The following is a 12,236-nucleotide window of genomic DNA, read 5'->3' as shown; positions in this document are numbered from 1 at the left end:
CCGCCCCCCTTCACGGGGCGCGGGTCCGCCGGTCGGCGCAACGGCGCCCCGGAGCCCGCCGCGGCCCCTCCGGGCGTCCAGTACCAACCCGCACGACGGACGGGACCCCGCGCATGACCATCGAGACCAGCCCCTCCTTCGGCCCCTCGGACCCTTCTGACCCTGCGGCCCACGCCGCGGCCCGGGCCGCGCTGCTCGACCGGCCCGGGCTGACCGGCCGTCCGCGCCGCGCCGCGCTCGCCCGGCTCACGGACGACTGGCTGGCCGGACTGCTCGCCGCGGCCGGTGCCCCGTCGTCCGGCGTCGCGCTGGTCGCCGTCGGCGGATACGGCCGGGGCGAGCTGTCCCCGCGCAGCGACCTGGACGTGCTGCTGCTGCACGAGGGCCCGATCGCCCCCGAACTGCCCGAGCGGATCTGGTACCCGGTCTGGGACGCGGGCGCCAAGCTCGACCACTCGGTGCGCACCCCCGCCGAGGCCCGGGCGGTGGCCGCCACCGACCTCAAGGCCCAGCTCGGCCTGCTGGACGCCCGCCACCTCGCCGGGGACGGGGCGCTCACCTCCGCGCTGCGGTCCGCGGTGCTCACCGACTGGCGCGCGAGCGCCCCCGCGCGCCTGCCCGAGCTGCGCGAGCTGGGCCGGGAGCGGGCCGAGCGGCACGGCGAGTTGTCCTTCCTGCTGGAGCCCGACCTGAAGGAGGCCCGCGGCGGCCTGCGCGACCTGGTCGCGCTCGACGCCGTCGCCGCCACCTGGCTCGCCGACGCGCCCCGGGACGGCCTGGACGCCGCCGCGCTGCGGCTCGCCGACGTCCGTGACGCGCTGCACCTGGCCACCGGCCGGGCCACCGAACGGCTCAGCCTCCAGGACCAGGACCAGGTCGCCGAACGGCTGGGCGTGCTGGACGCCGACACCCTGCTGCGCCAGGTCTACGAGGCCGCCCGGACCGTCGCCTACGCGAGCGAGGTCACCTGGCGGGCGGTGGACCGGGTGCTCGCCGCCCGGTCCGGCCGGGGCCGCCGGGCGGGCCGGCCAGCCTTCCGGTTCACCGGCGCCGGGCGCGGCACGGGCGCGGTGGCCCGGGGCGCCATCGGCCGCCGCCCGCTCGCCGAGGGCGTGGTCGAGCAGGACGGCGAGGCGGTGCTCGCCCAGGCCGCCCGCCCGGCCGCCGACCCGGTGCTGCCGCTGCGCGCCGCGGCCGCCGCCGCGCAGAACGGGCTGACCGTCTCGCACGCGACGGTGCGCCGGCTGGCCGCCGAGTGCCGGCCGCTGCCGGTGCCCTGGCCGAACGAGGCGCGTGAGCAGCTGGTCACCCTGCTGGGGGCGGGGGAGGCGGCCGTCCCGGTCTGGGAGGCGCTGGAGGCGGAGGGGCTGGTCACCAGGCTGCTGCCGGACTGGGAGCGGGTGCGCTGCCGTCCGCAGCGCAACGCGGTGCACCGCTGGACGGTGGACCGGCACCTGGTGGAGACGGCGGTCCGGGCCGCCGCGATGACCCGCCGGGTGGCCCGGCCGGACCTGCTGCTGGTCGCCGCGCTGCTGCACGACATCGGCAAGGGCTGGCCCGGCGACCACAGCGAGGCCGGCGAGGTGATCGTCCGCGACCTGGCCGCCCGGATGGGCTTCCCCGCCGAGGACACCGAGACCCTGGCGGTGTTGGTCCGCCACCACCTGACGCTGGTCGACACCGCGACCCGGCGCGACCCGGACGACCCGGCCACCGTCGAGGCGATCACCAAGGCGGTCGGCACCCTGCCGGAGCTGGAACTGCTGCACGCGCTCACCGAGGCGGACGCACTGGCCACCGGTCCGGCGGCGTGGAGCGGCTGGCGGGCCTCGCTGGTGGACGGCCTGGTGGCCCGGGCCGCCGCGCAGCTGGCCGGGGGAGGGGCCGCGCCGGCGCCCTGGGCCCGCCCGAGCGCCGAGCAGGAGCGGCTCGCGGTCGAGGCCGCCCGCACCGGCGCCCCCGCGCTGTCCCTGCTGGCCCAGGCCGAGGGAGCGGATCCGGGCAGCGGGCCGATGGGCGTCGAGCTGACCCTCGCCGTTCCGGACCGGCCCGGGCTGCTCGGCACGGTGGCGGGCGTCCTGGCGCTGCACCGGCTGACCGTCCGCTCGGCGGGCGTGCGCGAGCTGGACCCGATCGGCGCGGGCCCGGTGCTGCTGCTGTCCTGGCGGGTGGCCGCCGAGTTCGGCGAACTGCCGGAGGCGGCCCGGCTGCGCGCCGACCTGCGCCGGGCGCTGGACGGCTCACTGGACGTCTCCCGACGCCTCGCCGAGAGGGACGCCGCCGCCCCGCGCCGCAAGGGCATCCCCACCCCGCCTCCGTTGGTCGCGGTGGCGCCCGCGGTGGCCTCGACGACCGCGACCGTGCTGGAGGTCCGCGCGCACGACGCCCCCGGGCTGCTGCACCGGATCGGCCGGGCGCTGGACGGGGCGGGCGTCCGGGTGCGCACCGCGCACGTCTCCACGCTGGGCGCGGAGGCCGTCGACTCCTTCTACCTGACCGATCCGGCGGGCCGTCCGCTCACCGCCGGGCGGGCCGGGGAGGTGGCCGCCGCGGTCCGGGCGGCGCTGGGCTGAGGGGTGCCGGGCTGAGGGGTGCCGGGCCGAGGGGGGCCGGGCCGAGGGGCGCTGCGGGTGCCGGGCCCGGCCCCGGCACGGGGTCGGGCCATGGTCCGCTCCCGGTCCGGTCCGCGAGCGGTACAGAGCGATCCGGGAGCCTTCCGTACGGGGGTGGAGACCTCACCCGGGGCGGCCGGATACCCTGGGGGACGACGACCGTACCGATACCGATGCCGCAGAGGACCCGCGCCGACGTGTTCGACACCCTTTCCGATCGCCTCGCAGCGACGTTCAAGAACCTCCGGGGCAAGGGCCGCCTGAGCGAGGCGGACATCGACGCCACCGCCCGCGAGATCCGCATCGCGCTGCTGGAGGCGGACGTCGCGCTGCCGGTCGTCCGGGCCTTCATCAAGCAGGTCAAGGAGCGGGCGCTCGGCGCCGAGGTCTCCGGCGCGCTGAACCCGGCGCAGCAGATCATCAAGATCGTCAACGAGGAGCTCATCGCGATCCTCGGCGGCGAGACCCGCCGGGTGCGGTTCGCCAAGAGCGGCCCGACGGTCATCATGCTCGCCGGTCTGCAGGGTGCCGGTAAGACCACCCTCGCGGGCAAGCTCGGTGCCTGGCTGAAGAAGCAGAAGCACACCCCGCTGCTGGTCGCCTGTGACCTCCAGCGCCCCAACGCGGTCAACCAGCTCCAGGTGGTCGCCGACCGGGCCGGCGTGGCCTTCTACGGCCCGCAGCCGGGCAACGGCGTCGGCGACCCGGTGCAGGTCGCCAAGGACTCGATCGAGTACGCCAAGCAGAAGCAGTACGACGTCGTCATCGTCGACACCGCCGGGCGCCTCGGCATCGATGCCGAGCTGATGCAGCAGGCCGCCGACATCCGTGCCGCGGTCAACCCGGACGAGGTCCTGTTCGTCGTCGACGCGATGATCGGTCAGGACGCGGTCACCACCGCGCAGGCCTTCCTCGAGGGCGTCGACTTCACCGGTGTGGTGCTCTCCAAGCTCGACGGTGACGCCCGCGGTGGTGCCGCCCTGTCGGTCGCGCACGTCACCGGCCGGCAGATCATGTTCGCCTCCAACGGCGAGAAGGTCGACGACTTCGACGCCTTCCACCCGGACCGGATGGCCTCGCGCATCCTGGGCATGGGCGACGTCCTCTCGCTGATCGAGAAGGCCGAGCAGACCTTCTCGCAGGCCGAGGCCGAGAAGATCGCCGCCAAGCTGCGCGGCGGCCCGAAGGCGTTCACCCTGGACGACTTCCTGTCGCAGCTGGAGCAGGTCCAGAAGATGGGCTCGATCTCCAAGCTGCTCGGCATGCTGCCCGGCATGGGCCAGATCCGCGAGCAGATCAACAACATCGACGACAAGGACGTCAACCGGGTCGGCGCGATCATCAAGTCGATGACCCCGGCCGAGCGCGCCGAGCCGGAGCTGATCAACGGCTCCCGCCGGGCCCGCATCGCCAAGGGTTCGGGCGTCCAGGTCGGCGAGGTCAAGAACCTGGTCGAGCGGTTCTTCGACGCCCGCAAGATGATGTCCGCGATGGCCTCCGGCAAGGGCATGCCCGGCATGCCGGGGATCCCGGGCATGGGCGGCGGCGGGAAGAAGTCCGCGAAGAAGGCCCCGCAGGCCAAGGGCAAGCGCAAGAGCGGCAACCCGCTGAAGCGTGCCCAGGAGGAGGCCGCGGCCGCCGAGCGCCGCGCGCTCGGCCCGGGCGTCGGCCAGGGCCCGGCCGACGGCGGCGCCTTCGGCCTCGGTGCGGGCAAGGGTCCGGCCGACTTCGAGCTGCCCAAGGAGTTCAAGGACATGCTGTAGTCCTTGGCCCGAGCGTCCGTGACCGGCTCCGACCGGTCCCGAGCGGCCCGTCGTCCGGTGTTCCCGGGCGGCGGGCCGTTTCGTGTGTCCGACGCCGACGCCGACGCCGCAGCCGACGCCGACGCCGACGCCGACGCCGACGCCGCAGCCGACGCCGACGCCGACGCCGCAGCCGACGCCGCAGCCGACGCCTACGCCGCAGCCGCAGCCGTGTGCGGGAACGCCGCCGTGTGCGGGAACGCCGCAGTGTCCGATGATGTCGGCATGCGAGTGATGATCAGGGCCCCGAGGGCCGAGGACGAGGTTCTGTACGCGGAGGCGGTCCGCCGGTCCGCCGAGCACATCGGGCGGTGGAACCCGGTCGAGCCGGACGGGCTGCCGGAACTGCTGAGTCGCCAGGGCGCCGGCCTGCGCACGTTCCTGATCGTCGACCGGGACACCGGCGGCCTGGTCGGCAAGGTGAACGTCGCCAACATCGTGATGGGCCGGTTCTGCAACGCCACGCTGGGCTACGATTCGTACCTGCCGTACGCCGGCACCGGGCGGATGTCCGAGGGCATGCGGCTGGTCCTGGACCGCTGCTTCGCCCCGCAGTCCGCCGACGGGCTGGGCCTGCACCGGCTGGAGATCAACGTGCAGCCGGAGAACGAGCGATCGATCGCGCTGGCCAAGCGGCTGGGCTTCCGGCACGAGGGTTTCACCCCGCGGATGCTGTTCCTCCAGGGGGACTGGCGCGACCACGAGCGGTTCGCGCTGACCGCGGAGGAGTGGCCGGGCGCCGCGGCCTGAACGCGCCGCCACGGCATATCCGCTGGTCGGGGGCCTGGTCGAGGTCCTGGCCGAGGGCGTCCGGCCGTCCGGGCGCGGCGTTGCGGTTGGCCCGCCCGATCGCCTGTCCGTATCGTCCGGTGGGTGACCGAACCCGTGCCGCCGCGCCAGACCCCCGACCAGCCCTGGCGGTCCGAGGGCGCGCCGCCCCCGCAGCCGCCCCGCCGCCGGATGCCCGGCGGCTGGGCGGGCCTCGTCCTCACCGCGCTCGTGGTGTTCCTGATCTCCGACCTGCTGCTGTCGTTCTTCGGCAACCAGGGCGCCACCACGATCTCCTACACCGAGTTCAACAACCAGCTGAACAAGGGCAACATCACCAAGATCTACGCCAAGGGCGACGCGATCGAGGGCACCCTCAAGAGCCCCCAGCCCAAGCCCGACGGCGGCAAGGGCGACTACACGGAGTTCGACACCCAGCGCCCCTCCTTCGCGGGCGACAACCTGTGGACCTCCCTGCAGCAGCAGGGCGTCGAGGTCACCGCCACCTCGCCGGTCCAGCAGCGCAGCTTCCTCACCAACCTGCTGCTCTCGCTCGCCCCGATGCTGCTGCTGGTCTTCGTCTGGGTGCTGCTCGCCCGCCGGATGTCCGGCGGCCTCGGCGCCGGACCGCTCGGCCGAAAGGCCCCGCCCAAGCCGGTCACCGCCGAGCAGGGCAAGCGCACCACGTTCGCCGACGTGGCCGGCATCGACGAGGTCGAGGCCGAACTCACCGAAGTGGTCGACTACTTGAAGAACCCCGAGCGCTATCGCAGGCTCGGCGCCAAGATGCCGCGCGGGGTGCTGCTCAGCGGCCCGCCCGGGACGGGCAAGACCCTGCTGGCCCGCGCCGTGGCCGGCGAGGCGGACGTGCCGTTCTTCTCCGCCTCCGCCTCCGAGTTCATCGAGATGATCGTCGGCGTCGGTGCCAGCCGGGTCCGCGAACTGTTCGCCGAGGCGCGCAAGGTCGCCCCGGCGATCATCTTCATCGACGAGATCGACACCATCGGCCGCCAACGCGGCGCCGGCGGCGGCATGGGCGGGCACGACGAGCGCGAGCAGACGCTCAACCAGATCCTCACCGAGATGGACGGCTTCACCGGCTCCGAGGGCGTCATCGTGATCGCCGCGACCAACCGGGCCGACGTGCTCGACCCGGCGCTGCTGCGCCCCGGCCGCTTCGACCGCCGGATCACCGTCAGCCCGCCCGACCGGGAGGGCCGCGCGGCCATCCTGCGCATCCACACCCGGACCGTCCCGCTGGCCGGCGGCACCGACCTCCACCAGCTGGCCAAGGTCACCCCCGGGATGACCGGCGCCGAACTCGCCAACCTGGTCAACGAGGCCGCCCTGCTGGCCGTCAAGCGGGAGCAGGACGCGGTCAACGAGCGGGACCTCTCGGACGCCCTGGAGAAGGTCCAACTCGGCGCCGTGCGGCCGCTGGTGATGCCGCAGGAGGAGCGCGAGCGGACGGCGTACCACGAGAGCGGGCACGCGCTGCTGGGCATGCTCCAGCCGGGCGCGGACCCGGTCCGCAAGATCACCATCGTGCCGCGCGGCCGGGCCCTCGGTGTCACCCTCTCCACGCCGGAGAACGACCGCTACTCGTACACCGAGCCCTACCTGCGCGGCCGGATCATCGGCGCGCTGGGCGGGATGGCGGCCGAGCAGGTGGTGTACGGGGTGATCACCACCGGCGCGGAGAGCGACCTGGAGCAGGTCACCAACATCGCCCGAGGGATGGCCGGGCGCTGGGGGATGAGCGAGCGGGTCGGGCGGCTCACCGCGGTCCCCGCGGACGCTCAGGGCGCGTACGGGCTCTCGGCGGCGCCGACCACGTTGGACGCGGTGGACGAGGAGGCCCGGCGGATCGTCTCCGAGTGCTACGAGGACGCGGTGCGGATCCTGACCGAGCAGCGGCACCGGCTGGACGCGTTGGCGGCGGCGCTGCTGGAGGCGGAGACGCTGGACGAGGAGGCGGCCTACCGGGCGGCGGGGGTGCCGCGGGGGGCGTCCGACCACGAGGCGTGAAGCACGGGATCGGGGCGCCCGCCTTGGTGACGGGCGCCCCCGGTTTCGGGTCTCCGGCCGGTCTCCGGCCAGTCTGCGATCTGTCTCCCTGTGTCCGACCGGTCTCCCTGTGTCCGACCGGTCTTTGGTCGGTCTCCGGGCTGTCCCCGGTTCGTCTCCGGCCCGGCTCTCAGCGCGGCCGCTCGGCGACCAGGTAGCGGAAGACGTTCTCCATCCGGACCGAGCCGTCCGGGCGAAGGTACGGCTGCAGCGCCTCCTCCAGCTCCTTGGCCACCAGCGGGGCGCCGGAGAACTCCTCGGCCGCCTCGAACAGCCCGGTGGAGAGCAGGCCCCGCACCGCGCTGTCGAGGTCCGGATAGGCGAACGGGCAGCCCACCCGTCCGCTGCCGGCCGGGCGCAGGCCGACCGGGGCGAGCAGGTCCTCCAGCGCGCCCGGCGCGCTCAGCTCGAACGGGTCGCGCGCGGTGGTCCGTCCGGCCATCCGGCGGGCCGCGTCCAGTACCGGCGCGCTCTCGCAGCGCTCCGGCGGGCCCCAGGCGGCGAGCACCACGTGGCCGCCCGGGAGGGTGAGCCGGGCGGCCTCGGCGACCACCCGGCCGGGTTCGGCGGCGCCGGGCAGCTGGTCGAAAACAGTCACCAGCGAATGGGCCGAGCGGGGGACGGCGGCGGTCGGCCGGGCCCCCGCGCACACCCGCAGCCGACGGTCCCGGGCCAGCTCGCGCAGCTCCTCCCGCGGCTCCTGCCCGGAGACCTGGGCGCCCCGTCCGGCGGCGAGCAGCAGGGCCAGCCCGGACCGGCAGCCGAGGCCCAGCACGCTGCTCGCCGGGCCGACCTCCAGGCGGTCGTAGACCGCCTCGTAGAGCGGCACCAGCATGCGTTCCTGGATCTCCGCCCAGTCGCGCGCCCGCGCGGGCCCCACGGCCCCCTGCTGCGGGTGGTGCGGTCGTGCGCCCGCCGGTCGTGCGCCCGCTGGTCGTGCGGTCGTGCCGGTCGTCCGAGCTGAAGCCATCGCGGCCTCCCATCCGGTCCTTCGGTGTGCTGCTACGGCTCCCCCAAAGTCCCGCCCCACTCCAGCGAACAGCGGGTCGGGCCCGGCGTCCAGAGGGGTGCGGGGTGGTGCGCTCGTGTCGCGGTCGTGCGCCCCCTGCGGGCGGCGGTCCGTGGCAGCGGGCGTCCTCCCCCTCCCGGCGGTACCCTCCGTCTCCTGCGGGGGTCCTCCCCCTCCTGCGGGTGTGATACCGATTCGAAGTGAGGGCGTCGCTCCCCGTACCATTCGGCCCATGGCTAAGGCACCCGTTCTCACCCCTCAGGCGGAAGACTTCCCGCGCTGGTACCAGGACCTCATCAACAAGGCCGAGCTTGCCGACAACGGTCCGGTGCGAGGCACCATGGTCATCCGACCGTACGGCTACGGCCTGTGGGAGCGGATGCAGCAGGAGATGGACGCGCGCATCAAGAAGGCGGGCGCGCAGAACGCCTACTTCCCGCTGTTCATCCCGCAGTCCTACCTGACCAAGGAGGCCGAGCACGTCGAGGGCTTCGCCCCCGAGCTCGCGGTGGTCACCCACGGCGGCGGCAAGCAGCTCGAGGAGCCGGTCGTCGTCCGGCCCACCTCCGAGACGATCATCAACGAGTACTTCTCGAAGTGGGTGCAGAGTCACCGCGACCTGCCCCTGCTGATCAACCAGTGGGCCAACGTGGTCCGTTGGGAGCTCCGCCCGCGCGTCTTCCTGCGCACCACCGAGTTCCTCTGGCAGGAGGGCCACACCGCCCACGCCACCTACGAGGACGCCCGCGACTACGCGTCGATGATCCACACCCAGGTCTACGGCGACTTCATGACCAACGTGCTCGGCATCGACGTCGTGCTCGGCCGCAAGACCGCCAAGGAGCGCTTCGCCGGCGCCATCAACACCCTCACGCTCGAAGGCATGATGGGCGACGGCAAGGCGCTGCAGATGGGCACCAGCCACGAGCTGGGCCAGAACTTCGCCAAGGCGTTCAACACCACCTACCAGCTGCAGGGCGCCGAGCGCGAGCACGTCTGGCAGACCTCCTGGGGCGTCTCGACCCGCATGGTCGGCGGCCTGATCATGTCCCACGGCGACGACAACGGCCTGCGGGTGCCCCCGCGCCTGGCCGCGGTCCAGGCCGTGGTGCTGGCCATCAAGGGTGACGACGCGGTCATCGCCAAGGTCCGCGAGATCGGCGCCCAGCTGGAGGCCGCCGGCGTCCGCGTCGTGGTCGACGACCGCACCGACACCCCGTTCGGCCGCCGCGCCGTCGACTGGGAGCTCAAGGGCGTACCGCTGCGCATCGAGGTCGGCCCGCGCGACCTGGAGAACGGCACCGCGATGCTGGCCCGCCGCATCCCGGGCGGCAAGGAGCCGGTCTCCATTGACGCCCTGGCCGCGCTGCTGCCGGGCATCCTGGAGGAGGACCAGGCGCTGCTGCTGCGCCAGTCCCGCGAGCGCCGCGAGGCCCGCACCGTCGATGTCAAGACCCTGGACGAGGCCGTGGAGGCCGCCGCGACCGGCTGGGGCCGGATCTCCTGGGCTGACCTCGGCGCGGAGGGCGAGGCCAAGCTGGCCGAACAGGGCGTCACGGTGCGCTGCATCGTCGCGGCCGACGGCTCGGTGCCGCAGGCGGACGACCAGGACGGCAATATCGCGATCGTCGCGCGCGCGTACTGATGTCGGCAGCCTTGTCGGCCGCAGTGCCGGTCGTCGGCAGGTAATGACCGTTACCGGCGACATTTGCCCGGAATGCGGGTGGGTAAGAATCCGGTAACTCTGCCGGGGGAGTCCGGGAAGCGGACATACCTACTGGCCGGTCAACTGCCGGTATTAACGGAATAGCGGTACGGTGTACGGCCCGTGGCCCTGTCAACTTCGGCGGGTCCACGGGCCGTACGTCCTGGGGGCGACAGCCCGCTCCCCGGACGGAATTCACGAGGCCCGCCGACGTTACGACGGGCCGAAACCGGCAGGGGGTTGGTCTTGCGTCAGATCCGGAACGCGCAATTCGCGCACAGTCGTGCATTCCTGGGAGTTCCCTGGGAATTCCCGGAGGACGGGAACATGCGGAACATCGGCTCGCCCTGCATCGTTGGTCTAGCGTGAGCACGACACAGCCCCTCGTCCTCGCGGCCGAACTGGCCGCCGCCTGGAGTGACATCCAGGCCTACCACCAGGACCTCCCCGACCTCGCCTCGCCCGAGGCGTTGATCGGCGAGTCCTCCTCGGCCTGTGGCACGCGGCTCGGTTTCGAGCGGCTCCTCCACGAGGCTGCCCACGGTCTGGCCGCGGCCCGGGACATCCGGGACACCTCGCGGGCCGGCCGCTACCACAACCGGCGCTTCCTGATGCTCGCCTCCGAGCTGGGCCTGGCGCACCCGGTCGAGCCGCACGCCAGCAGCGGCTTCTCCCAGGTGACCATGCTCAAGGAGACGCAGGAGCGGTACGCCGAGACCATCGAGCGCCTGGACCGCGCCCTGGGTGCGCACCAGGAAGCGGTGGCCGGCGACGGCACCAACCGGGCCTTCCGAGGGCCGGCCGCCCGGCACGGCTCCTCCGGGGGTGGCGTCCGGGTCAAGGCGGTCTGCGGCTGCGGACGCAACGTCCGGGTCGTGCCGTCGGTGCTCGCGCAGGCGTCCATCGTCTGCGGCGCGTGCCAGCAGCCGTTCAAGATCGCGTAATCCGGGGCCGGGACCGGTCGGTGACTGTGCGGGCAGTCCACTCGGCCGGGGTGATCGGCGTCGGTGACGGTGGCATCGGTGACATGACTGAGTCCGTGGGCTGACCGGGAGCGGGGGCTCCCGGTCGCGCCCTGAGCGGGTGTCCTGCGCCGGGTGCCGTCCGCGGGCCCGGCCCTGTCCAGCCAGGCATCGTCTGCGAGCCCTGACCCGGGCGCCGCCTGCGCCCCGCCCCGGGCATTGTCTGCGCCCCGCCCCGGGCGTTGCCTGCGTCCTGTGCCGGGCACTGCCTGCATCCTGCGCTGCGCACTGCCTGCGCCCTTTCCCGGGCTCCGTCCTGGGCGCCGTCCGTGATGACCGGGTGAAGAGCGTCCGCGCCGGTATGGCAGAATGGACAGCTGAGTACTCGGCAGCCGGGCAGGACCCCTCTCTCCTACGGCTGGCGTGTCCCTTGAACGGCCCGCCCCGCAACCCCACGCGGACGGCGAGCTGCTCACCCACGTCAACACCAGGAGAATCCACTCCCGTGGCAGTCAAGATCAAGCTGAAGCGTCTCGGCAAGATTCGCTCCCCGCACTACCGCATCGTCGTCGCCGACGCCCGCACCAAGCGTGACGGTCGCGCGATCGAGGAGATCGGCATCTACCAGCCGACCTACAACCCCTCGAAGATCGAGGTCGACAGCGACCGCGCCCAGTACTGGCTGTCCGTCGGCGCCCAGCCGACCGAGCCGGTGCTCGCCATCCTCAAGCTGACCGGCGACTGGCAGAAGTTCAAGGGCCTGCCGGCTCCGGAGCCGCTGAAGGTCGCCGAGCCGAAGGTCGAGGACTTCTCGCACCTGTTCGCGAAGGCCGTCGCCGGCTTCGAGGACGCCACCACCGGTGTCGCCATCACCCCGAAGGCCAAGAAGTCGGACAAGGCCGAGGCTGAGGCCGACGCCGCCGCCGAGGCCTGATCGTGATCGAGGACGCCCTCGACCATCTGGTGAAGGGCATCGTCGAGCACCCCGACGAGGTGCAGGTGCGCTCGCGCAACCTGCGTCGGGGCAACACCATCGAGGTGCGGGTGCACCCCGATGACCTCGGCAAGGTGATCGGCCGGGGCGGCCGCACGGCGCGCGCACTGCGCACCGTGGTCGGCGCCCTCGGCGGTCGCAACGTCCGGGTCGACCTGGTCGACGTGGACAACATTCGCTGACGCAGCTGCTCGTTCAGCCGTCGGGCTTGAGGCCGACCGGGACGCATGTCGTCCCGGTCGGCCTTTTTTGCTGGCTGTCCCTGCTCGCCCGTCTCTGCCTTCCACCCGCCCCATCGCCCGTCTCAACTTCTCGCT

At 73.5% G+C, this 12,236-nt stretch carries 9 protein-coding genes; 8 read left to right on the top strand and 1 reads right to left on the bottom strand.

Annotated features, from left to right (window positions below; translation table 11 throughout):
• The first annotated feature begins 113 nt into the window (after positions 1–113).
• From ACH4J0_RS29730 to ftsH, 4 genes are all read left to right on the top strand, one after another.
• Positions 114–2,573, top strand: a complete 2,460-nt coding sequence (locus ACH4J0_RS29730; protein ID WP_396243703.1) for a [protein-PII] uridylyltransferase — start codon at positions 114–116, stop codon at positions 2,571–2,573.
• A 236-nt stretch (positions 2,574–2,809) separates the two neighbouring features.
• Positions 2,810–4,375: a signal recognition particle protein gene (gene ffh / locus ACH4J0_RS29725; protein ID WP_396243740.1), complete on the top strand. Its 1,566-nt coding sequence runs from the start codon at positions 2,810–2,812 to the stop codon at positions 4,373–4,375.
• Positions 4,376–4,639: 264 nt separating this feature from the next.
• The gene (locus ACH4J0_RS29720; protein ID WP_396243739.1) at positions 4,640–5,164 is read left to right on the top strand and encodes a GNAT family N-acetyltransferase; all 525 of its coding nucleotides are present in this window, start codon (positions 4,640–4,642) and stop codon (positions 5,162–5,164) included.
• 123 nt (positions 5,165–5,287) lie between these two features.
• Positions 5,288–7,210, top strand: coding sequence for an ATP-dependent zinc metalloprotease FtsH (gene ftsH / locus ACH4J0_RS29715; RefSeq protein WP_396243702.1), 1,923 nt, complete (start codon positions 5,288–5,290; stop codon positions 7,208–7,210).
• A gap of 169 nt (positions 7,211–7,379) precedes the next feature.
• Here the strand turns inward: ftsH and ACH4J0_RS29710 are convergent, their stop codons facing one another.
• Positions 7,380–8,219: a class I SAM-dependent methyltransferase gene (locus ACH4J0_RS29710; protein ID WP_396243701.1), complete on the bottom strand. Its 840-nt coding sequence runs from the start codon at positions 8,217–8,219 to the stop codon at positions 7,380–7,382.
• Positions 8,220–8,490: 271 nt separating this feature from the next.
• Between ACH4J0_RS29710 and proS the strand changes: the two genes are divergently transcribed.
• From proS to ACH4J0_RS29690, 4 genes are all read left to right on the top strand, one after another.
• A complete protein-coding gene (proS, locus tag ACH4J0_RS29705) occupies positions 8,491–9,903 on the top strand; it encodes a proline--tRNA ligase (protein WP_396243700.1) in 1,413 nt (470 codons plus the stop codon).
• Between the two features lie 425 nt (positions 9,904–10,328).
• Positions 10,329–10,907: a hypothetical protein gene (locus ACH4J0_RS29700; RefSeq protein WP_188307074.1), complete on the top strand. Its 579-nt coding sequence runs from the start codon at positions 10,329–10,331 to the stop codon at positions 10,905–10,907.
• 523 nt (positions 10,908–11,430) lie between these two features.
• Positions 11,431–11,859: a 30S ribosomal protein S16 gene (rpsP, locus tag ACH4J0_RS29695; RefSeq protein ID WP_196946892.1), complete on the top strand. Its 429-nt coding sequence runs from the start codon at positions 11,431–11,433 to the stop codon at positions 11,857–11,859.
• Positions 11,860–11,861: 2 nt separating this feature from the next.
• A complete protein-coding gene (locus tag ACH4J0_RS29690) occupies positions 11,862–12,101 on the top strand; it encodes an RNA-binding protein (RefSeq protein WP_030056773.1) in 240 nt (79 codons plus the stop codon).
• Positions 12,102–12,236 lie beyond the last annotated feature (135 nt).

This window comes from Kitasatospora sp. NPDC017646 (genome assembly GCF_044329365.1).
Classification (GTDB): Bacteria; Actinomycetota; Actinomycetes; order Streptomycetales; family Streptomycetaceae; genus Kitasatospora.
This window is presented reverse-complemented; position numbering and strand designations above follow the sequence as displayed.

What these genes read in the sequence shown, in the direction of transcription:
- ACH4J0_RS29720 (WP_396243739.1), top strand. Translation starts at nt 4,640, where the DNA reads ATGCGAGTGATGATCAGGGCCCCGAGGGCCGAGGACGAGGTTCTGTAC.
- ACH4J0_RS29730 (WP_396243703.1), top strand. Translation starts at nt 114, where the DNA reads ATGACCATCGAGACCAGCCCCTCCTTCGGCCCCTCGGACCCTTCTGAC.
- ACH4J0_RS29710 (WP_396243701.1), bottom strand. Translation starts at nt 8,219, where the DNA reads ATGGCTTCAGCTCGGACGACCGGCACGACCGCACGACCAGCGGGCGCA.
- proS (WP_396243700.1), top strand. Translation starts at nt 8,491, where the DNA reads ATGGCTAAGGCACCCGTTCTCACCCCTCAGGCGGAAGACTTCCCGCGC.